Annotated in this window: 18 protein-coding genes, 1 tRNA gene and 1 pseudogene; 3 read left to right on the top strand and 17 right to left on the bottom strand. The window is 56.5% G+C overall.

Features of this window, described 5'->3' with window-relative positions; translation table 11 throughout:
* Nucleotides 1-3: 3 nt before the first annotated feature.
* The 7 genes and pseudogenes from AXF19_RS08715 to AXF19_RS08685 form a co-directional block, all read right to left on the bottom strand.
* A complete protein-coding gene (locus AXF19_RS08715) occupies nt 4-1797 on the bottom strand; it encodes a methyl-accepting chemotaxis protein (protein ID WP_066847751.1) in 1794 nt (597 codons plus the stop codon).
* Between the two features lie 111 nt (nt 1798-1908).
* Nucleotides 1909-2652, bottom strand: a complete 744-nt coding sequence (locus AXF19_RS08710; protein WP_066847748.1) for an ABC transporter permease — start codon at nt 2650-2652, stop codon at nt 1909-1911.
* A complete protein-coding gene (locus AXF19_RS08705) occupies nt 2652-3398 on the bottom strand; it encodes an ABC transporter ATP-binding protein (protein ID WP_066847745.1) in 747 nt (248 codons plus the stop codon). Before AXF19_RS08705 ends, AXF19_RS08710 begins: the two co-directional genes overlap by 1 nt.
* Before the next feature lie 204 nt (nt 3399-3602).
* Nucleotides 3603-4487 carry a type I-C CRISPR-associated protein Cas7/Csd2 gene (gene cas7c, locus AXF19_RS08700; RefSeq protein WP_066847742.1) on the bottom strand — a complete coding sequence of 295 codons (885 nt, stop codon included), beginning with the start codon at nt 4485-4487 and terminating at the stop codon, nt 3603-3605.
* A 1-nt stretch (nt 4488) separates the two neighbouring features.
* A pseudogene (gene cas8c / locus AXF19_RS08695) lies at nt 4489-6228 on the bottom strand (type I-C CRISPR-associated protein Cas8c/Csd1).
* Entirely contained in the window at nt 6228-6887 is a 660-nt protein-coding gene (cas5c, locus tag AXF19_RS08690) for a type I-C CRISPR-associated protein Cas5c (protein ID WP_066847739.1), read from the bottom strand. The pseudogene cas8c and the gene cas5c overlap by 1 nt, the downstream one beginning before the upstream one ends.
* 205 nt (nt 6888-7092) lie before the next feature.
* Nucleotides 7093-9297, bottom strand: coding sequence for a CRISPR-associated helicase/endonuclease Cas3 (locus AXF19_RS08685; RefSeq protein WP_066847736.1), 2205 nt, complete (start codon nt 9295-9297; stop codon nt 7093-7095).
* Between the two features lie 179 nt (nt 9298-9476).
* On the opposite strand from AXF19_RS08685, the gene trkA reads away from it, so the two are divergent.
* Genes trkA through AXF19_RS08670 form a run of 3 tightly spaced genes read left to right on the top strand, consistent with a single transcriptional unit; the run spans nt 9477 to nt 13720 of the window.
* Nucleotides 9477-10826, top strand: a complete 1350-nt coding sequence (gene trkA / locus AXF19_RS08680) for a Trk system potassium transporter TrkA (RefSeq protein ID WP_066847735.1) — start codon at nt 9477-9479, stop codon at nt 10824-10826.
* On the top strand, nt 10826-12265 hold the full coding sequence (locus AXF19_RS08675; RefSeq protein ID WP_066847733.1) for a TrkH family potassium uptake protein: 1440 nt from the start codon (nt 10826-10828) through the stop codon (nt 12263-12265). The genes trkA and AXF19_RS08675 overlap by 1 nt, the downstream gene beginning before the upstream one ends.
* Before the next feature lie 6 nt (nt 12266-12271).
* Nucleotides 12272-13720: a TrkH family potassium uptake protein gene (locus AXF19_RS08670; RefSeq protein ID WP_066847731.1), complete on the top strand. Its 1449-nt coding sequence runs from the start codon at nt 12272-12274 to the stop codon at nt 13718-13720.
* Nucleotides 13721-13782: 62 nt separating this feature from the next.
* Here AXF19_RS08670 and AXF19_RS08665 read toward each other — a convergent pair whose 3' ends face one another.
* The 10 genes from AXF19_RS08665 to AXF19_RS08620 all read right to left on the bottom strand — a co-directional run bounded on the left by AXF19_RS08665 (nt 13783) and on the right by AXF19_RS08620 (nt 22504).
* Nucleotides 13783-14316 (bottom strand): NYN domain-containing protein, encoded by a 534-nt coding sequence (locus tag AXF19_RS08665; RefSeq protein WP_066847724.1) that lies wholly within the window; start codon nt 14314-14316, stop codon nt 13783-13785.
* Nucleotides 14309-15109, bottom strand: coding sequence for a 23S rRNA (guanosine(2251)-2'-O)-methyltransferase RlmB (rlmB, locus tag AXF19_RS08660; protein ID WP_066847721.1), 801 nt, complete (start codon nt 15107-15109; stop codon nt 14309-14311). Before rlmB ends, AXF19_RS08665 begins: the two co-directional genes overlap by 8 nt.
* A 16-nt stretch (nt 15110-15125) precedes the next feature.
* Nucleotides 15126-15764 (bottom strand): FAD-dependent thymidylate synthase, encoded by a 639-nt coding sequence (gene thyX / locus AXF19_RS08655; RefSeq protein ID WP_066847712.1) that lies wholly within the window; start codon nt 15762-15764, stop codon nt 15126-15128.
* Nucleotides 15754-16254, bottom strand: a complete 501-nt coding sequence (locus AXF19_RS08650) for a Mini-ribonuclease 3 (RefSeq protein WP_066847710.1) — start codon at nt 16252-16254, stop codon at nt 15754-15756. Before AXF19_RS08650 ends, thyX begins: the two co-directional genes overlap by 11 nt.
* Nucleotides 16255-16257: 3 nt before the next feature.
* Entirely contained in the window at nt 16258-17685 is a 1428-nt protein-coding gene (cysS, locus tag AXF19_RS08645) for a cysteine--tRNA ligase (protein WP_066847708.1), read from the bottom strand.
* A 10-nt stretch (nt 17686-17695) separates the two neighbouring features.
* On the bottom strand, nt 17696-18418 hold the full coding sequence (gene cysE / locus AXF19_RS08640) for a serine O-acetyltransferase (protein ID WP_066847706.1): 723 nt from the start codon (nt 18416-18418) through the stop codon (nt 17696-17698).
* Nucleotides 18419-18571: 153 nt separating this feature from the next.
* Nucleotides 18572-18865, bottom strand: coding sequence for a late competence development ComFB family protein (locus AXF19_RS08635; protein ID WP_066847704.1), 294 nt, complete (start codon nt 18863-18865; stop codon nt 18572-18574).
* Nucleotides 18866-18891: 26 nt separating this feature from the next.
* On the bottom strand, nt 18892-21561 hold the full coding sequence (locus tag AXF19_RS08630; RefSeq protein ID WP_066847702.1) for a hypothetical protein: 2670 nt from the start codon (nt 21559-21561) through the stop codon (nt 18892-18894).
* A 128-nt stretch (nt 21562-21689) separates the two neighbouring features.
* Nucleotides 21690-21764, bottom strand: a tRNA-Arg gene (locus tag AXF19_RS08625).
* 35 nt (nt 21765-21799) lie between these two features.
* Entirely contained in the window at nt 21800-22504 is a 705-nt protein-coding gene (locus AXF19_RS08620; protein ID WP_066850160.1) for a hypothetical protein, read from the bottom strand.
* Nucleotides 22505-22523: the final 19 nt, after the last annotated feature.

Here is a 22523-nt window from a genome sequence, read left to right as displayed (position 1 = left end):
GGATCAGGTCTTATAGTGATTGATATCCGCCGAGAACGCCGTGGTAACTTCCTTGAACTGCTTGATTTTTTCCATCATGTCCTGCAGCTTTAGGTTATGCGTGTGCATGGCGGCGTTGACTTCCTCAGTTGAGGCGGAGTTTTGCTCTGCCATAGAGGCGATATGCTCGACCTTGCTGAGAACATCTTCCATGTTCGTCATCTCATTTTTGAGCTGCTCAATGATGCCCGAAATACTTCCCGACACACCGCGAATGTTGTCGATGTACTGATTGTTTCCCTCGACAACGTGAACGAGCTGACTGCTCTCACGCTCCAAGACCTCATATTCCTCGTTGACCGAACCGACGACCTCGTTGATGATACGCGTGACCGCCATGACATCGCTCGTGATGACCTCAGCGTGTCCCTGCGACTGCTCGGCAAGCTTTCGGACTTCCTCGGCGACGACGCTGAACCCGCGTCCCTGCTCACCTGCTCTGGCTGCTTCAATCGCAGCATTGAGGGCGAGCAGGTTTGTTTGCCCTGCGATATCCGTTACCAGCCCCGTGATCGCCATGATCTTCTCCGTCGCCTCTCTAAGAGACTCGACCTCTTCCTTCACAGCAGTGAATTTTTCCATGCTGTGATTAAGGTTCGTACTGGATGTCCGCACCTTACCGAAGCCTTCGTGAATGCTGTTGACGGCGTAGTTCAGTGCATCGTTATTCTTGACCTGCTCATTGACGACCGATTGCAGTGCTTTCATATTAGCGTTGAGGAAATCTGCCACGGATATGGTATTCTCCGCCCCCGTCGTAGCACTGTCCGCAACCTCGTTGATCACGTCTGCGATATCCCCCGAGGCCCCCCCCATATTCTCTGCCAATCCGTCAAAATCGCTGCCATAGCGCCGCAGCTCGTCCACGATCCCCTTGAAGCCCGTAAAGTCCGCCTGCGTCTGCTTGCGATACTTGATCAGCTTGTCACTCACCCGCTCGAATACGTCGCCGGAGCGAAGCGTCAGCGCGTCAAAATATTTGTTTTCGACCAGCTGATCGATTTCCTTTTCGATTGCTCCGAGCGGACGCAGCAGAATCCCTGCGCCGAGCGCGGCAACCAGAGCAGAGCACACGGGAATGACGAATGTCTTCCACGAAACATCGCCGAGACTGAGCAGCACGGATAAAATCAGCGTCCCCGCAAACGTCAGCAGACCAATGCCGCCCGCCGGCGATCCGGTAAAGGCAAAGAGTTTATTGATGCCAAATGTTTTCTCTCGGAAGATCGGTTTTTCAAAGGTAAGCTTCAGCTTCATATGGGTGGCCGTCTGTTCCAGAACTTCAACCCCGAGCTTTTCCTTAAAATACTCTGCCGAACCTTTGATCAGCCCGCGAAAATAGTCCAGAAGCCCCCGATTCGAATCGTAGGTAAATATCGCCTCGTATTCCGAAATCGGCGTCATAATGAGCTGAGGCGGCTTTGCGCCCGCAATCTTTTTTACGATCTCTACATGAATATCGTAGGTTGATGCCAAGAATGTATATAGGTTTTTATTTGCGAAAAACGAAGGGTACACGCGTGCAAAGGACTTAATGTTATCGCGTCCCATTTCATACCAAATATCCCTGACAGACAGACCATTCGCCTTGCTGAGCGTATCCATCAGGCGTTTGATCGTGCCGTCATCGACGTCCTCAAGCGGCAGAAAGAGCCGATCCGGCTCCCACCCCATCTCCCGCATAACCCCGTCAACCACATCACTGCCCCATAGCTCACGCGATGTACTAATCCATGTAGCGACTACAGTACCTTTCATACAACAGAGCCCTCCCGAACTCATCATTTAGAATCTCTCTCATTCTACATTATAGGACATTTGTAGGAAAAAGAAAAGCAAGTCCACAACTTTTTCTATCAAATCGAAATCTTATGTTCGATTCCATGCACACAGCCGCCGTTCTGTCCAGTCGAGCAGGGCAAAGAGCAGTAGCCCCATTGTGCTGAGAACAACGATGCCCGCATACATATCGAGGTAGTTCACACGCAGCCATGCGTCCATGATGTAATATCCGATGCCGTACTGCGTCCCGAACGTCTCCGTGAAAAAGAGGACGGAAATCGCCGTCGCCATCGCCACGCGCACCGCCGTGATGAACTTCGGCAGTGAGGCGGGCACGATGATGTGCCGTACGATCTGCACGAACGATGCGCCGAGGACGCGCAGCGGCGCATAGGTCTCGGCTGGAATCGCCGCCACGGCATCACGCACGGCAACGACAACCTGAAAGACGATGATGAGAAAGACGAGCAGCAGTTTGCTCGTCTCCCCCACGCCGAAGAGCAGCATGACCACGGGCAGGAGCGCGATCTTCGGCACGGGATAACTCAGATATAGGAGCGGCGCAAGCAGGCGGTTCACGCGCGGGAAGTATCCCATCAGAACGCCGACGGGATAGCCAACGGCAACGGCAGCAACGAGACCGAACACAATGCGCATCAGGCTGTAGCCCGCATGAACGGCAATCACATCTGTAAATTTCTGCACGAGCCGCAGGAGCACTTGCTCCGGTGGCGGGATCACGGGCATCGCGAGAAGATGTGCAACAACCGCCCAAAGAGCAAGCGAGAAGATGATGCCAAGCGCAAACATCCGCAGCGAAATCTTTGCCATCACACGCCTCCCGCGATCTTTGCGCGCAGCTCCTGCCCCATCGCAAAGAACTCCTGAGAGGAGCGGTGCGCGAGGTCGCCCGCATACGGATTGTCCATGATCTCTGCGACGTGCCCCGGCGTCCCCCGCATGACGGCAATCCGCCCTGCGAGCGTCAGTGCCTCCTCCACATAATGCGTTACGAGCAGGGTCGTCACAGCTTGCTTTTTCCACAGCGAGAGGAATACCTCCTGCATCGACTCGCGCGTAATTGCGTCGAGCGCGGAGAACGGCTCATCCATCAGCAGGAGATCGGGGGCGAGCAGAAAGACGCGCGCAAGCCCGACGCGCTGTTGCTGTCCGCCCGAGAGCTCACGCGGATAGCGCTCCAAGAGGTCGGAGAGTCCAAGCTCTGCGACGAGTTCATCAAATGCCGACACCCGCTCGGTGCTCCACTCCCCCTTGATCTGTGCGCCGAGCAGGATATTCTCGCGCACCGTCTTCCATGCGAGCAGACCGTAGTTCTGCGGCAGGAAGCCGATGCGCAGCGTGCGCGGGTCGATGGGCACGCCATCACTCGTGATTGTGCCCGCTGTCGGACGCACAAGCCCCGCCCCCACGCGCAGGAGCGTAGACTTGCCGCAGCCGGACGCACCGATGAGTGCGAGCACCGTCCCCCGCTCCACGCAGAGACTCGTGTCCGCTATCGCGTGCACAACATCCGCCCCCGTCCCGTAGTCCACGGATACTCCTGTAAAGCACAGCAAGTGACCCTCTCCCTCCGAAATTTTCCATACGAAAGTCTACATTTCGACATCCACGCGCCCACGAGGGGCGCGACCGCAAACGAGGTTACGATATCCCCCTTTGCCACGCCCCTCCTGCGGCAGGTCCTCGCATCTATATTTTTTGCTTGGTTTTTCTGTTTGCTTTACCTTCGCACCACATATCACGCATACATTTTTATTCTCTCAACTCATGCGCATACAGCTTACCCCTTCAGGCAAATTCTCTGTATCCACATGGACTTCATAATCTTGATAGCTCCGTGCGGGAGTCTCTTTCCTTTTCTTACTGACATGAACACGATCAAACAACCGATAGGCAGGTGCATTTCCGAGTTCGCTTTCATGGCGGAAAACAATCAATTCACGCGTTGCCATATTGCCACGTGCTGCCGAATGATCCAGTTCGAACATAGACAAGATTGCCCGCCACAAGAGTTCCAGATCTTCCTCCGAAAATCCGGTAACCTTACGTGCAAGATTTGCCGAGACATAGCCCTCTACCTTGTAGAGGGCATAGGGAACAATGAACTTGCGTCCCATCGTGGTTTTCTGTGCCTGTGCGGCCTGTACCGTTGTGATCGCTGTTCGGGTAATAGTGATTTCCTGCGGCAGAATAGGATCAATGCTGCGCGCAAACCCAAGCTGCACTGGTCCGCGTACCTGACCGCAATTCAACGCCCCCTGTACAAACGTCGTCATAACGGCGCCAAAGGTACGAATGTCGAAGAAATTACTGCACATGAAATCACGAATTTTCTTGTCGATTTCCGGATTATCCTTTTTGATTTTCTTGATGTCCTCAATCCCAAAATGAGCACAGGCCTCTTGATCGTGATGGGCAAGCGGAACATCATCCTTGATATAGATGCGATAGCCGGGCACCCCCTCTTTTATCGCTTCGATATAGTTGCGAATCTTACGCTTGAGACAAACGTCCGTGACGAGCCCATGCCCTGTTTCCTGATCGACACGCGGCATATTCCCTGCATCGGGGTCACCATTGGGATTCCCATTCTCTACGTCAAACAGAATGACAAAATCATAGCGATTCTTAATTGCTTCGGACATTTTATTCTGCCTCCTTCTTCTGATACCATTGCTGCTGCTGATGATAATATCCCAGAATGAATATGCCTTGCTCCTCGAGCGGTAAGTGTCGCGGAATGCTTCCTGCCTCCAGTTTTCCAAGAGTCTCAGCCAAGAATTTCTCGACACGAACCCTATCCGCAGCTTTTTCCAGCTTCTTGATATGATGAAGTGAAAGTTTCTGCAAAAGCGGGAATACATAGGCGGGCGTTGCACAAGCAGAATTGAAGAACCGATCCCGAATGGTCTCCTTGATTTCCGGAAGTGCCATCTTCTGTGCCTGCTCTAAAACGGCGAACCAGCGCCCCAGCAAATAAGCGGTTTCTGTTTCGTTTTCATCAAGTGCCACAGTAATTCTCCTTTCTCTATTGCGCAGCAGATATGCCTTCAAAAAACCGGCACGCCTCGGATTTATTTTTTCCGCCCCTTGCTGTGCACGAATCCGGATCATAATATTTTGAAATACAGACACGGGATACGGCATACCGGTCAATACAGCTCGCATCATCGCCCCCGCCATGACAGGAGCTGCCATCAGTTTCTTGGCATTCGGATTTACCGTCTCCAAAAGCAGCTTCCCTAGAGGAACATTCCTGCTTTTCACCCAAGAGGGACGAATGATATCCATCTGCTCTCTATATAAGGCGAGATTTTTCAGAAACACGCCAAAGGAATCCTGCAGGAAGAAACGAATAGAAACCCGCGCTGCATTTGGCGCCAGCCCCAAAATATAAAAAGGGTTCTCATAAGGAATGGAGACACCGTCATAGTCGATATCCCCTCCGTCCCGTATATCTGTTAAGATTTTATCCAGCAAATCATCCGTCATCTCATTGTTATCACCGAGCGCGCCTGCAAATACATTTTGAGCGGCTTCACTCTTCTCTGCGGCCCAGTAGACAACAGTAGTGTCACCAATGAGCTTCTTATGTGCATCGTCTGCAAGCAGTGCATTAAGTGCAGTACCATAAGCGAATGCTGCATGTTTTGAGACAGGAGCATTGCCCCCCTGCTGGCCATCATGCCCATAGGATTAATAGGCATTCTCGTTAAACGAGACCAACATGGCTCCCGTTGGCTGTGCTCCGCTCACCCCCTTGAGTGCCGGATGCTTAATAGCGATTGGTTCTATTGTTCCAGTCACGAGACAGCGTCCGCGTTTCTCTTCTGCGCGATTCTGACGATAGCGTTCCCATGCTGACGCAATCTCAGGCGCTTCATGGACATACTGCCCCGCATAGCGAAACACAAGATTTGCACCTGCAAGAATCTCATCGGCATAGGGAGCAATTTCCGGATGTTTGCAAACGGCATTCTTACCTATTTGCCAGTGATGAAAGAAATGAACTAGAGCCTGTGCCGTTTCTCCTGTAACGTCTGCTAGGATCTCCTCATGCAGTTTTGCCGCAGCCGTGAAGCAATCTGCCGACCGCTTAGGCTTTCCCTTTGTATCTGCTCCCAGAAAATAGGACGAATTATCACAGAGGAACAGCGGATATATCCCACTCGTACGCGTTTCCCCCACGGGCACAAGGAGTTCCTGCGGACGTAATATTTTTTTCTTTCCGCGTTCTACCTCCTGCATGAGAGAAACAACTTGAAGCAATTCCCCTTCTCTCCCAATGATAAGTGCAAAATGGACATTTCGCTTCTCCCAGCCCTCCTTCGGCAATCGATGTTCTTTGCATTCGTCTTCATATCTCTGTACGAGTGCCTTCAGCATCAACGATACACCTCGCAATCACGCAGGTCAAGCACGCCATCGACCATCTGTGCCTGAAAGAACATCGGTTGAAGATTCTCCGGATCACTGTAGTCAATGTCATAGAGCATCAAGCCCAGATCCTTCGTTTCACCCGGATATGCTGTCTCTATGGCCTCATCTTCGTATAGACGAAATTGTGCCGGAAACTCACGACATCCGAAATACGGCATGTGCCAGCACTGCCCTTTGCGCGCCCGCCTGGTAAACATCTCCCGAAACTTCCCCGGATTGTCTGATGGGTTCGCCTGCCCTGTCATCTCAAAGTGCGCCTCAATGACGTAGTGTGGGGCTTTCAACACAGTCGATGCACGCTGTTGAATATTCTCTCGGGCAGACAGGTATAGTTCCCCCTGTCCCTTGCCGGCAAAATTCACCACATTACTCGCGGAAATCTTCGCCTTGAGCTCGTTGCGCCGAATGTTGGCATACTGGATTTTGGATAGAACATATAAACGATCTATGACCCATTTTAGGCCATTATGCCAAAATAGAGCCTCAAGCACACCGCGTGCGGCACTTGGTGTGATGACAGGATATGAAAACCGCTCTACTTTGAGTTCCGGTCGCGTAAAGCAGGCAAAATCCCCCCACACCTCCAGTCGAACGCCATAAGACACATTCAACACCTCCTATTTTCTTATGTTTGCTTTATTAAATATAGTCGGAAAAAGGTTAGTCTGTCAAGAAAATTTGACAAGAGTATTTCCACATAATAAAATGTCATTGTCGCATAGATATAACTATGCGGGGATTGAAATTTATGGTTGCTCGTATTTATGTGTCCGGGGCGGGGAGATTGTATAATCTCCCCGTTCTTATTTTTCACACATCTTCCTTCAATCCTTGCTTCCTATCATAGACACTCATATCTTCCAGAACCGCAAATTCTTCATCCAACATTCGAATCTTCCCTTGCCTCACCAATCCATCCAACCTACTCGGTCGAAGGGAAACCATATAACGCGCTGCTTTTCGCATCAGGCTACGCGTTCGCTCTCCTCCTTCGAGTCGCTGCAGCAAGGCTTTCGCTTCATACGCCTCCGGAATAAGAACAGGAGTTGTCTGCTCCTCAATCAAGCGAAATTTTTCTGCAACTTCAGCAAAGGAAAGCTTCTTCGATATTTCCATAACCTTCTTTTGATCCAGACGCCTCTCTCCGCCCAGATCATAAAGCTCGTTGAAATACATGCGAATCGCCCTTGGATTCCCCAGATCTTCTCCATAGCTTCGCGCAACGATTCGGGTCGTGTCCGCAGGGAGGAAACTCTTTTTTGATACATCCTCGAGCGAAAACACATGCACAATACTCTCCTCCGCCGTCCGCTTATTCTCACGGTTACAGCGTCCTGCTGCCTGTATAATGCTGTCGAGTCCATTCATCTCGCGGTAGACACAGGGGAAGTCGAGGTCGACACCCGCCTCTACAAGACTGGTAGAGATCACGCGACAGGGCTTCCCTGCCCTCAGCCGTTCTCGAATCTCTTCCAAAACCTGCGCGCGATGCACTGGATAGAGATTTGTGGACAGTTGATACGTGCCCTCTTTTTCTTCCATTCGCTCAAAAACCTCTTGTGCCGTCCGTTTCAGATTAACGATACAGAGTACCTGCCCATGGGGTTCCAGTTCTGCAGCCAAATCCCCGATCATCATCCCCACGCGCATCCGAATCTTTGCCCGCTGAAAAAACGCAGCATTTTCCATCACATGAGGGCAAATCTCGATCGGCTGTATATCATCCGCAAAGATTTTTTCGAGCGGCGGCTGTGTCGCCGTGCACAGGACAGCGGTACAGGCATAGTGACGTACAAGATCCTGTACAACTTCCATACACGGGCGCAGAAATTCAATAGGAATCATCTGTGCTTCATCAAAGATGATGATGCTCTCTGCAATATTATGGAGTTTGCGGCACTTTGACGGCCGATTTGAAAAAAGTGATTCGAAGAACTGCACGTTTGTCGTGACAATGATCGGAGCGTCCCAGTTCTCTGCTGCGAGCCTCTTGCGGTTCATCTCATCAGTCGTATCGTCATAGTCCACATTCTGATGATGCTCGACAACGCAGTCGGAGTCCAACAGTTCGCGGAACACCTTCGCCGTCTGCTCAATGATGCTCGTATACGGTATTACATAAATGACACGCCTGCGCTTGTGAGCGGCATGCACAGCATAATGCAAGGCGAATGCGAGCGACGAGATTGTTTTCCCACCTCCTGTCGGGATGTTCATGCGGTATAATTGGCCTTTAGCACTCTTGCCTGCCGCAATCGACTCTTGGAGCAGTTGCATCCGTTTTCGATTGATGGGTTCATTCAGCCGCTCCTGCACCTCGACAGACTGCGGCGCAAAATATTTCTCTCGAAAGGCACTCTGCAATCGTTCAAGGAGCACCTCCATCGACGGAAAATCGCTGCGCTCGACGGTTCCGCCAGACATAAAATATTCCGTATCCAGAAAATCCCCGTCAACAAGACAGGAAAATAGCATGCGTGTATAAAGCATTGTCGAAAAAGGGATATGTGATACCTTGGAAAAAAGCGACGATGCCGGCAAAAGGGGGACTGCATTCTCTTCACGATAGGAATGATAGTCCGGCACCTCCTTTTTAAGCCGCCCTACAAGCGTGGACTCTGCTGCCGTATCCACTTTCGTGCCAAGGTCGGGAATCCCGCCATGATGCCCGGCAATACAGAGTGCCAATACAGGTGCCGCGCCGCCTAATTGTGCGATCTCCTTGGCACCTGCCGTCGAATGGTCAATTTTACCGTGCTTTTTCTTCTGTTCTTCCTCAGAGGCGCGGATGTAGTCTTGAAACTCGTTCGAATACTTTCCAATGTCGTGGTACGCTCCAACCAAACGTCCCATTGCTTCCTCTCCAAAGGCTGCAGCAAAGTCCCCGGAACGCACGGAGACATTTTCAAGATGTGCATGCAGCCCCTGTTTACGTCCGCTTATCTTATCTATATGCGCGAGATATTGCCGCTCTGATCTTTCGTATATTCCAGTGTTTTTCTCGCTCTGCCGCATAATCTTCACTCCATTTCCAGTCACATCTATCAGAAAAATTCGCCTATTCCAATTATATCAAAATAAAATTCTCTTTCAATCCATTTCCTCCTGTACCCTCCTCAATATGAGTTTAACTTACCGAAAATATATGGTATACTTCTTTATATTTCACTCAGTATACGCAGGAGGGACTCATTGTGCGGATCGTAATCGCGGGTGCGGGGAGGCTGGGCTACAGCATTGCGGCGCTGCTCTCGGAGGAGGGCATGGATGTCGTGGTGGTGGACGGCGAGGAGAGCCAGCTTGAGGCGGCAAAGACAACGCTCGATGTGCTGACGATCGAGGCGAATATCGCAAGCCCTCTCACGATGAACGACCCCGACATCAACAGCGCGGACATCCTCATCGCCGTGACCAACAGCGACGAGGTGAACATCGTCGCCTGCGTGCTTGCAAAGAAACACGGCATCGCGCATACGATCGCACGCATCCGCGACATGAGCTTCACCGTCGAGGCGGGGCGCTATCTCAAAGAGAATTTCGATATCGACCTCGTGCTCAACCCCGAGCTCATCACCGCAAGCGAAATCAATCGCACCCTCATGACCCCCGCCGCGCTCAACGTGGAGGACTTCGCGCAGGGCAAGGTGCGCCTCTTCGAGACGCGCATCCGCCGCCGCTCCGCCATCGCGCGCACGCCGCTGAAAAGTCTAAAGCTGCCGCAGGGTGTCCTCGCAGGGCTCATCTTCCGCGACCACCGCATGATTATCCCGCACGGCGACGATGTCTTCCTGCCCGGCGACAACGCCTACTTCATCGGACTGCCCGACCGTATCGAGGAGTTCAGCCAGAGCCTCGTGCCGAGCGACACACACAAACTGACCCGCGCCGCCATCATCGGTGCGGGACGCACGGGACGCGCACTTGCGCTTCTGCTCGAACGGCAGGGCGTACAGGTAAAGGTGATTGACCGAGACCGCGAGCGCTGTGAGATGCTCGCGGAGAAGCTGACAGCGGGGCTTGCGATCTGCGGCGACGGAACGGACATCGACCTCCTGACGGAGGAGGGCGTCGCGGAGGCGGATGTCATCGTCTGCCTCACAGAGGACGACAAGCTGAACCTCATGCTCGCCCTCCTCGCGCGCCACCTCTCGAACAATCGGATCAAGACGGTCGTGCGCGTCGACCGCAACGAATACATCGACCTCATGGAGAAGGTTGGCGTCAACATCGCCCTCTCGGCGCGTCTGCTCTCGGCGAGCGAGGTGCTTGCCTATGCGCGTGGCGGAGACGTGACACGCGTGACCCTGCTCGAGGGCGCACGTGCGGAGGCGCTTGAGGTGATCGTCAGCAGCGGCGCACCGATTGTGGGAAAGAAGCTGATGAACGCCAATCTCCCGCGCGAATGCCTTGTCTGCGCCTATGTGCGCAATGAGGAGGCGGCAATTCCGAACGGCATGACGGAGCTCCTGCCGGGCGACCGCGTGATCCTCTTCGTCCTCAAGAGCTTTGCGAAAAAGGCGCTCGCCTATTTTGGAGATGACTGATGCGTTTTGATCTGTTCTGGGTGCTCATGGGGCGCACGGCATATGTCTTTGCGCCGCTGTACCTCATCCCGTTTGCCTATGGCTTCGCCCACGGTGATTCACTGGCGGGTTCGTTTCTCGCGCTCGGCGTGCTCACCGCGATCCTCGGCATGGTGTTCGGCAATATGGGGCGCAGCCATATGCGCCAGCTCTCGGTGCAGGAGGGCACGCTCTTCCTGCTCGCCGTCTGGTTTCTGCTCGCCGTGCTCGGCATGCTGCCGTTCCATCTCGCGGGGCTGCATCTCTCACCTGCGGATACGTTCTTTGAGTGCATCTCCGCACTCACAACGACGGGCATGACCGCGCTCGGCGAATCACTCCCTCCCACACTCCTCCTCTGGCGTGCACTCATGAGCTGGTTCGGCGGGCTGCTCTTCGTCGTGATCCTCGTAACAGTGCTCCCCGTCGTCAGCGGGTGCTTCGGCGTGGACTTCTCCGTGCGGCAGGAGCGCCTGTTCAGCCCGCTGTGGAACCGTATGACGCGCCCCATGCGCGAGATGACGCTGCTCTACATCGCCATCACTGCCGTCGCAGTCGGCATCTATCTAATGGCGGGGGACGAAATTTTCCCTGCGCTCATCCTCGCCCTCTTTACCATCTCCTCGGGCGCAGGGCCAATGACGGGCGGGCTGCCCCCCACCCCCGCACTCATGCTGGGTGCGGGACTGGTCGCCCTGCTCTCGGCGCTGCCCCTCCTCACGCTCTGGCAGCTCCTGCACCGCAGATCGGGCGCGATGCTCACACGCCACATGGAGCTGCGCTCCTTCTTCCTGCTCTTTCTCGCGGCGGGAACAATACTCGTCATACCGCCCCTCCTCCACGGCACGCAGCCGTTCGCACAGGCACTCGGCTACAGCTTTTTCTACGCGATCTCCTTTCTCTCGACGAACGGACTCGTGCTGCAGGCGGAGATACCGCTTCACAGCGGCTCCACGCTGCTGCTCATCCTGCTCGCGGTCATCGGCGGCTGCATGGGCTCGGCGGCAGGGGGCTTTCGCATCTCGCGTCTCCTCGTACTCATCTCCCTCGCTTGGACAGAGCTGCTGCGGACCCTGCATCCGCGCATGGTATTCGCCGTGCGGCAGGGCGGCGAGGTCGTGCCCCTGCACTCTGCGGGGCGTATTCTCGTGCTCGCCTTCTTCTTTGCCGCCGTCTTCTCCGTCAGCAGTCTCCTCATCGCCCTCGCCGGGCTCAGTCCCATCGAGACGATCACGCTGACGGTCGCCTGTCTGACGACAACGGGCGGCGTCGCCTCGCTCGCGGATCTCGACACGGTTGCGGCTCTGCCCGTATGGACAAAGCTCGTCTGCACCCTGCTCATGATCCTCGGGCGCATCGAGATCTTTGCATTCTTCCTCCTCCTCGGCACACTCTTCGAGGACACGGGGCACAGGTGGTAGAAAGCTATGAATATCTACACAGTCAACTACATTCTCTCGCGCCTCTCGTTCGCAATGGCGGGCGCACTCGTGATTCCGCTCATCCTCGCCATTGCGGGCGCCGAGCCGAGCCGCGAGGCGTTCATGCTCTCCGTCCTCGTCAGCGCATTCGCGGGCGTGGGCTTTCGCCGCTACGGGCGGCGCGCCGAGGAACTGACGGCGCGCGAGGGCATTGCCATCACGGCATTCGGCTGGTTCACGGGAACATTCCTCGGTATGCTCCCCTATCTCCTCGGCAATTATCTTGGCTTTCTCGACGCGCTCTTTGAAAGTATCTCGGGCTTTACGGGGACGGGCGCGACCGTCTTCGCCTCACTCGGCGGTCTGCCGTACAGCGTCCTCTTCTGGCGCATGATGACGGCGTGGATCGGCGGTCTCGGCATCATCGTTATCTTCATTGCGCTCCTGCCGCAGTCCGGCGCGAGCACGATCTATATGTATAACGCCGAGGGCGCAGGACCGACGACGGATCGCGTCATGCCGCGCCTGCGTGACATGACGATGGCACTCTTCAAGATCTATCTCGTATTCACGGCGGTGACAACCGGTATCTTCATGCTCTGTGGCGTGGATTTTGCCGTTGCAATCACGCACGCAATGTCGACCATCGGGACGTGCGGCTTTTCGACATACGACGACAGCACAATGCACTTTCACAGTCTCGCATTCGAGCTGTGGACTGCCCTCTTCATGTTCCTCGCGGGCGGCAGCTTCTCGCTCTACTACCGTGCGTGGGTCAAAGGTCCGTCCGTCATCCTGCGCAACACGGAGTTCCGCACCTATCTCTCGATGATCCTCATTGCGATCCTGCTCATCGCCCTGAACCTCATCATCGAGATGGGCATGGACGGCGGAGCGGCGGCACGCGTCGCCATTTTTCAGGCGACATCGCTCTCGACGACGGGCTTTGTCTCGGCGGATTTCGAGACGTGGCCGACGTTCTCAAAGATGCTGCTGCTCCTCCTCATGCTCATCGGCGGCTGTGCCGGTTCAACTGCAAGCGGAATCAAGGTCGCGCGCATCATCCTCCTCGTGCGCAATGCACGCGCCGTCATCCTGCAAAAGCTCAATCCGCACCGTGTCGTGGACATCTCGCTCGGCGGCGCGCACGTCGACAGTGCGATGCTCCTGCGCGTCGGGACATTCTTCTTCCTCTATCTCGCAATCATCTTTGTGACGGCATTCCTCCTTACAATGGACGGACTGCTGCCGTTCGATGCGATTGCCGTCGCCGTCACGACGCTCGGCAATATCGGGCCCGCCTTCGGCATCGTGAGTGCGACATCGACCTATGCGCCGCTCTCGGATTTCGCAAAGAGCCTCCTCTGCCTCTCCATGCTCCTCGGCCGCCTCGAGATCTTCACACTGTTCATCCTCCTGCGCCCCTCGTTCTGGCGCAAGACAAAGCGGTGGTGAGATCGGCACACACAAAAACGGGACTGTTCCACGAGTCAAAACGACTTCGTGCAGCAATCCCGTTATTTTTTTCGTCTCATTTCCTCAAGCCGCGCGAGTGTATCGCGGTCAAGGCGTTCATGCACCTCGATGCGCCCGAGGGGCTGTGTATGTGCGCCGATATATTCCGCTTTCATCAGCTTTTTCGCCTTTTTTACAGAACGGCGCAGCTCCGGCGACGTGATGCGGTAGGCGCCCGCACCGAGGATGACGCTCTGCTCCGCGCCGTCCGAGGTGACGACGTGTACCTCGCGCCCCGCACGCACCGCCATGTAGGCAAGGCGCTCGATACAGCTGTCCGCCGTCTCGCCCGCCCCCGTGTAGATGACCCGCATACGGTCGGTGATCTGCAGCGCGTGCTCCTCGTCCTCGGTAAAGAATGCATCGAATACGACGGTCATCTCATAGTTCTCAAATGCGCCATACTCTGTGAGGATGTGTACGAGGACATCCCGTGCCTCGTCGAGGTTGCCGCGCAGGCGGATCAGCTCCGGCCACGCGTTGATGACGTTGTATCCGTCGACGAGGTAGTATTCGGACGCCCGCTGCCTAGCCATGCTGCGCCGCCTTCGCCGTGCGCTGACGCAATGCTTCGTACATCAGGATTGCGCCCGCAACCGAGGCGTTGAGCGAGTTGATCCTGCCGCACATCGGCAGACGCACGGTAAAGTCGCAGAGGTCGCGCGTGAGGCGGCTCATGCCGCGCCCCTCGCTGCCAATGACGAGTACGAGTGCGCCTGTGAGGTTCGCGCGGTCATAGGTCTCCTCCCCCGCCATATCCGCGCCCGCGATCCAAAAGCCCTGCTCCTTCAGCGCACGCATGGTCTGCGCGATGTTGCCGATACGCGCGACGGGGACGTACTCGAGCGCACCTGCCGAGACACGTGCGACGGTCTCGGTCAGCGGGACGCTGTGACGGCGCGGGAGAAGGATCCCGTGCACGCCCGCCGCATCCGCCGTGCGGAGCAGCGCCCCGAGGTTCTGCGGATCCTCGATGCCGTCGAGGAGGAGCAGCAGCGGATCCTCGCCGCGCTCCCGCGCCGCCGCGATGATCTCCTCGACAGCGACATAGGCGACGGGTGCAACGTAGGCGAGCGCGCCCTGATGACGCACCCCCTCGGGCACGACAGCATCCAGCTTGGAGCGATTCACGATGTCCAGCGTAATGCCGTACTCCCGTGCGAGATCGCGCAGCTCCCGCACACCGTTTCCATGCAGCCCGTCCGCGAGCAAAATGCGATTGATACCGCGCCCCGCCTTGATCGCCTCCGTGATGGCGTGGCGTCCTGCAAGAATGTGCGAGGGACGCTCATCCGTATGCTCCTCTGCGTGATGCTCTGTCCGTTTCATATGTGCTCCCTCACTCTCAGCCGCGCGGAATGAATCGTTCCAGCCACGGCTCCGCCGCGACGATCAAATCGCGCATGCGGAGCATCATCTCCTTGATCTCCCACTGTGCACCGGGGGTCAGGACGCGCTTTTCGTACACATCCATAAAGGAGCGCAGGTTGAGCGTCGTGACGAAATTCGTGCACGCCCCGCCCGGTAAGACGAAGCGCGCATCCTGCTTGGCCACACCAAGTGCAAGCAGATCGTCGTACGCCGTCTGGATCTCGCGCATGCACGCCATATAGCGCGCATATGTCTCCTCATTTGCAGCGATGGTTTCCGGAACGACGTGACCGAAGAGCCCGTCCGCCTGCTTTGCAGACTGCTCGGAGACATAGCGCTGACTCTGCACGCTCAGCGACACGCCGATGCGATGGCGGCTGTACTGCGCGAGCAGGGTGCGCGACACATCCTTGACCGCAAACGTCATGGAGCAGTGTTCCACGACCGAGAGATGCTTACTCGTCATAATGCGCTCGAGGAGACGCAGCATCTCCTCGTCCGTCTTTTCCTCGGCGAGCAGTTCGATCGGCGAATCCGCGCTGTAGCACGTCCGCGCCGCCGTCCAGCAGGTCTTGAGATAGTTCGGTGTCTTTGAGATCAGTTTAATTTCCATCATGTTGCTCCCGCTGAATATTCTCCATCATCTCTTTTGCGATGATCTGAAATGCCGCCTCAGCAATCTCCTCAAGCCGCGCCCGCTCGCCGCGAATGTAGAGGCTGCCGAGCAGCGCCTCAAAGCCCGTGCTCGTGTGATAGTCCGCCACGGACGCACTGCGCGGCGCGTGACTCTTCGTATTGCGCGCGCGACGGTAGATCGTCTGCTCCTCCTCCGTGAGCATCTCCGAAATACCGCGATAGGCGCGCGCCTGCCAGAGCGCCGAGACAATCTGCGCGCTGAACGCATGGAGTGCCTGCACCTGTGCCTGCTCATACGAGAGGAGGCGCATGCGCACGTAGAGGTGAAAATAGGCATCGCCCACATAGGCGAGGACGAGCGGATGCACGCTTGCGGCATCCACATCCTCATAGCGCGTGCGGATATTGCCCGCCTCATCGGGCAGGAACATCATGCGCACAAGCTGTTGAAACCGTTCAAACTTCACGCACTACGCTCTCTTCCAGCGCACGCCCGTCGGCGTATCCTCGAGCACGACACCCGCTTCCTTCAGTCCGTCGCGAATCTTGTCCGCAACCGCCCAATTCTTTGCCGCGCGCGCCTCTTGGCGAATGCCGATGATGAGCTCCATGAGGGCGTCCGCCAGTCCATCGTCCGCAGCCGCCTCCTCCTGCTCGAAGATGCCGATGATCTCCGCCATCGCATGATAGGCGTCCGCTGCCTTCTTGAAGTTCGCCGCATCAAACGCAGCGCCGCGCTCCACCTCCTGATGGTAGCGGTTAATCTCCTTCGCGAGGCCGAACATCTGACTGATGGCAAGCGCTGTATTAAAGTCGTCGTCCATCGCCGCATCGAAGTCGCGCAGGAATGTCTCCGCCTGTGCCGCAAGCTCCGCCGCCGTATCCGATGCGCCCTCGTGCTTCGCGAGGTCTGCAATCACGGCATTTGCGTTGCGCAGACGCTCGAGCGCCGTCTGCGCCTCACGCAGACGCTCGTCGCTGAAATCGAGCGGGCTGCGGTAATGCGTTTGCAGGATGAAGAAGCGGATGACCTCGCCCGGGAACTCCTTGAGGATGTCCTTCACCGTGAAGAAATTGTTCTTCGACTTCGACATCTTCTCGTTGTCGATCGTGATAAAGCCGTTGTGCAGCCAATATCGCGCAAATTTCTCGTCACCGTCAATGCACGGCTCTGCCTGTGCGATCTCGTTCTCGTGATGCGGGAAGATGAGGTCGTTGCCGCCGCCGTGGAAGTCAAACACCTCCCCGAGGTATTTCACGGACATCGCCGAGCACTCGATGTGCCAGCCGGGACGCCCCGCGCCCCACGGACTCTCCCACGATGGTTCGCCCGGCTTTGCCGCCTTCCAGAGGGCGAAGTCCATCGGGTGTTCCTTCGTCTCGTTGACCTCGACGCGCGCGCCCGCCTCCATATCGTCGAGGCTGCGCCCGCTGAGGCGACCGTAGTGTGCAAACGCCTCCACGCGGTAGTAGACATCGCCCGCCGCCGTCGCATACGCATAGCCGCGTGCGACGAGCGTCTCGATCATGCGGATGATGTCCTCCATCGTCTCGGAGACGCGCGGGAACACATCGGCACGGCGCACGTTCAGCGCGTCCATCGCCTTGAAATACGCAGCGATGTAGCGGTCAGAGATCTCCTTCCACGTCACACCCTCGCGGTTTGCGGCGTTGATGATCTTATCGTCCACATCCGTGAAATTCTGGATGTAGCGCACTGCATAGCCCTTGCGCGCCAGATAGCGGCGGATGACATCCCATGTGACAAAGGGACGCGCGTTCCCGATATGCGGATCGTTGTACGGCGTCACCCCGCAGCAGTAGATGCTGACCTCACCCGCACGCAACGGACGGAACTCTTCCTTTTTCCGCGTCATTGTATTGTAAACACTCAGCATGATAGTCCCCCTATGCTCGTTTTTCCAGTTCAGAGAGGCGCGCCTTCAGCGCCTCGATCTCCTGTCGCATCTGCTCGATCATCTCCGCCTCGGGATCGGGCAGCATATCGTGATCGAGGTCGACGTCCAGCTCGCTCACGAGCTCCTCCGCACTCTCCTCACATTCGAGGGCGAGTTCCCGTGCCCTGTGAAAGTCCGCCTCCGTACGTATGCGCTGCCCGTTCATCATAACGATCCGTCCCGGGATGCCGACCACGGTTGCGTGTGCGGGCACGGGCTTCAGTACAACAGAACCCGCGCCGATTTTTGCATGATCGCCGACCGTGAACGAGCCGAGTACCTTCGCGCCCGAGGCGACGACGACATTGTTGCCGAGCGTCGGGTGGCGCTTTCCCTTCTCCTTGCCCGTGCCGCCGAGCGTCACGCCCTGATACAGCGTGACATTCTTTCCAAGCTCCGCCGTCTCGCCAATGACGATGCCCGTGCCGTGATCGATGAAGAGCCCCTCGCCGATCGTCGCCCCCGGATGGATTTCGATGCCCGTCAGGAGACGACCGAGATTCGAGATCAGGCGCGGGAGGAGCACCCAGCCGCGTTTGTAGAGCGCGTGCGCGATGCGGTGCAGCCAGATGGCGTGCAGCCCGCCGTAACAGAGCAGCACCTCAATCGTGCTCCGCGCCGCAGGGTCGCGCTCAAAGACAACGCGGATATCACGCCTCAGCCTCGCGAACATAACAGCTTCCTCTCCCGAATGACAGACAATAAAAGAAATGCGCCCGCGCCTCTTCAGAGACGCCGACGCGCAGATCGCCTTTGATTTCTTCTTTATTTTAGCAAAAAAACACCCGCTTGACAAATTTTATCTGCGGGTGTTTCTTTTGCAAAGTCAAATACCTTCTTCGTTGCGCCCATGATGCGGCTGACCGTCGACAATCTGCATCGCACGCATGGTCTCGGTCAGTACCTCCACCTCATACTGGATCTCCATACCCTCGACGCGCTGCAGGACATCGCCCTTGTGTGTGGAGACGTAGCGCGGCGGGAGGTTGTTCAGCGCGATCATCATCATATCCGTACGGCAGCGCTCGCACATACAGATGTCGGGATACTGCGGGGCGAGGCGGTTGAGCATACGCGCAACGGCATCCTCCATATAGTTCTTAAATGGCAAATGTTGCATGACAGCGCTCCTTTCCGACGCGCATTTCAACCCAGACGGACGGTGTAGATCGTTCCCTTGTACGTCTTTGCCCCGAGGCTCTTTTCCGAAGCGACGGTGTATTCGATCGTATTCGGCGATTTCTTGCGGATGTAGACACCGACTGTATCGTCATCACTCACATCATCCGCGTCGATCATGCAGCGCACCATGCGCACCTCGGCGGCCTTCATATGCCCCTTGAGCGCACGCGGCTCCTGCGTGTAGTAGAGCTCGAACTCATCCTCATCCGCATAGGTGAAATACGTCCACACACCGTAGTCAATGCGCGCGTCGATGTCCACCTTGAAGCAGCCGCGCTCGTTGAGACTGCCGAGAAAGTATGGGAAGAGCAGTTCGTCGTGCTCGTCCACATTCTTGTTGATGATCTTGACATCCTTCCCGCCCTTGCGGCAGCGCAGAAGTCCGAATGCGACACCCGTCTTGCCCGTACGCAGACGGTCAAAGCCGTCGTGGAGGAGCTTTTTCTCCTTCTCCTCGTCCTCCATGCCAAGCGGGAGATAGAGGAGGAAGGGGGCGTCCTTGCTCTGTGTGGGCAGAGCCTTAGTGTTTGCCTCCGTTTTCTTGCCCGCCGCAGCCGTCTTGTCCGCAGGACGATCGGGCGTCATTTGATGCAGTGCATTGATCTGACGCGCAATGTACTCGTCGAAGAGCTTGCGCACCATCGGTGCCTTGCAGGAGTTGCCCGCGAGAAAGATGTGGATCTGGCGCACATCTCGACCCTTGAATGCCGTTGCCATCGCCTGAAAGAAATTCTCAACGCCGCGGCGGATGCGGTTCTCAAGTGTGCGCTCGAGCTTGCGCACGTCGATGTGCAGGCTGATCTCTGCGCGGTTCCCCGCATTCCCCGTCTTCTCGGATGAGAACAGCGTAATCTTCGTATCGAAGCTGTCCCCCGCCGCGAACTCCTCATAGCCCGCACGCCTCTCCCAGAAGGGACGCAGACGCTCGGCGAGGATCTTGTTGTTCAGATGCGAGGCCGCGTCGCGCGTCTCACGCACGAGCGCCTCTGCCCCCGCAAAGGTCTCGCTCTCGGGCGGCAATGCGAACGTAATCTTGTGCTGGCGCATCTCCGCGAGATTGTCCTTGAACACCTCGTAGGCGAGCAGCTCGAGGATGTTCTCGCCGCCGAGATACATATCGCTGCCAAAACCGAACTGCTCAATGACGAATTTGCGCCGCCCGTTCTCGGGCACATACTCCACGCCGAAATCAAAATCCGTCGTGCCGCCGCCGAAGTCGAATACGCCGTAGGCAACCTCCTCGCCCACGCGCTTCGGCTCGAGTCCGTATGCCTCGAGCGCGCTGATCGCGTATGCCGCAGGCTCGTTTGCGCCGTCGTAGACGCGGAAGCGGCGCATCATCTCGGCATCGTCCAGCAGCGCCTTCGGCAGGGTCTTTCTGAGACCGCGCTCGAAGCTCATGCGGATGTGCTCACGTACGCTCTTCTCATAGCCCACGGGGAAGGAGAGGATGTAGTCGAGATAGATGTTGCGGTGCATATTGTTGATGTAGAGACCGAGGTAGTAGGCATAGATCTCGATGGGGTCAAACCCGCCCGCATCGAGCGGCTGCGTCTCCGCATACGGCTTGACCTCCTGGATGTAGCCGCGCCTGTCCTTGAGGATCGGGGAGTTCGCCGTGTCGCGCGTCCAGCGCTTGAGCTCGCTGAATACGGAGTAGTAGACGGCGATGCCCTCCGTGGACTGCCGCTCAAAGATTGCATCCGCTGCCTGGTGGGACGCCGTCACCTGCGCCCACTCCGTAAAGGGACGCCCCTCGCGCGCGCGATAGAGCTGCTTGAACTTCTCAATGTCGATCAGCTCGATTGCCGTCGGGTTCTCATAGTCCTGAATCGTCGGCTCGTTCTCGTAGTCCCCCTTGCCGATGCGCAGGAGGCGCGCCTCGCGGTCACGGCAGACGACAACCGTGCTGCGCGTGCCGAAGTCAATGGCGCAGGTGCCGTTCATGATGACATCCATCTGCGGCGGACGTGCCACGAGGAAATCCGTCGGCGGCAGACGCAGGCAGACGCTGTCCTCGCGCCCCTCCTCCGTCAGTTCCTCGTAGAGATCCCAATGCCCGAGGCTCATATCCGTCAGGAGGCGCTCGGCATAGGGCTGAATATTTGCACGCACGTGATCGGCATAGAGGAGCTGCTTCTTAAACGGCTCGATGGAGAAGTCGAGCGCCACAGAGCCCGTATTGATCGCCGTTTCGGTCACGCTCTGGATATCGAAGGTGATGCCGAAGATCGTCTCCTTAAACCGCCCCGCCACAACATCCTCGGCAAAGCGGTCGTGATCGAAGAGGAGCTGATCCTCTTCGATGCGGATGTAGGAGCGGATCTTCGGATACTCCGCAACGAGGCGGCGCAGACGCTCCTCCTGCTCATGCGACACATCCTCTGCGTTGAATTCATCGGAAATCCACTTCAGGAAGCTCTGCGCGCCGCTCTTCTCCGTTGCAAGCGAGAACATGTACTTCTTGTTGACGATGGACGCCGTCTCGTCCTTCAGCTCTGCAATATCCCTGCCAATCTGCTGCCCGAAACGAAGCGAACTCTCGTAGAAAAACTGCCGGAACGCATTTTTTTTCAAATGTAAGCTGCGCATGAGCACCGGGCGCACCGATGCCTGCACCTCTTTTCGCGCCATTCATTCATCTCCTAACGAAAAAATAAAAATCTCCTTCCTGTAAATATTCTTCACAGTCCATCAAAATCCTTTTTCAGTTTTTCCTAATAAAAAAGTCCTGCAGAAATTCCACAGGACAGATTCACATATGGTGCGCTCGGCGGGAGTCGAACCCACGCTTTCAGCTCCGGAGGCTAACGTCCTATCCACTGGACTACGAGCGCAGTAAAGCACAAGTTGGATTATATCTCAAAACACGCTATTTGTCGAGCGATTTTTCATCGTCCTCCTGCGCCTCACCGGACTTTCCTTTCTCTGCATGCGATGCTGAAACGGGTGCAAAATGGCGGCGGATGAGACCGACCTCATCGCTGATAAAGAGCGCAATGGGCGATTCGCGGAGCATGACGAGTTCCAGGAGACGCGCCTGCTCGGCGGGATTCTGCTCCCGCATCGCCGCAGGATCAGCTGCAGCACGCGTCAGTGTGATCGTCTTCTGCTGAGCTGCGGCATAGTCGTTCGTCTTTGCCATGATGACGGCAAGCGGATCGTAGACGCGGTTCGAGAGTTCGATCGGCGGAGCGTTCTGCTCCATGCGCACGCGCAGCTCGACCATGTCGCGCTCGAGATCCACAAGGCGCGCATAGGTAATCTCGAGATCCGTCTCCCCCTCCTTCGCATCGGAGAGAATCTGATGAAAGCGCGTCCAGTTGCGGTCAAGTTCTGCAATCTGTTTCTGATATGCCCCCCACCACGGGGTAAAGATCTCCTGCTCCCGTGCAAGGGCGGCGCGTTCCTCGATTGTCAGCGGCTCCGGAGCACGCTCTGCGGTCTGTATGCGGAAGACGATGCCACCGAGCACGATGAGCAAGGTGACAAAGATCAGAAAGACCCGCCGCGGCAGATAGCGAAACAGAATGATGAGCAGCAGAACAACAAGGACTGCCAAGACATAGATCAGCATGAACTCCTCCAAAGAAAGA

This window comes from Selenomonas sp. oral taxon 126 (assembly GCF_001683335.1).
Taxonomy (GTDB): Bacteria; Bacillota; Negativicutes; order Selenomonadales; family Selenomonadaceae; genus Centipeda.
This window is presented reverse-complemented; position numbering and strand designations above follow the sequence as displayed.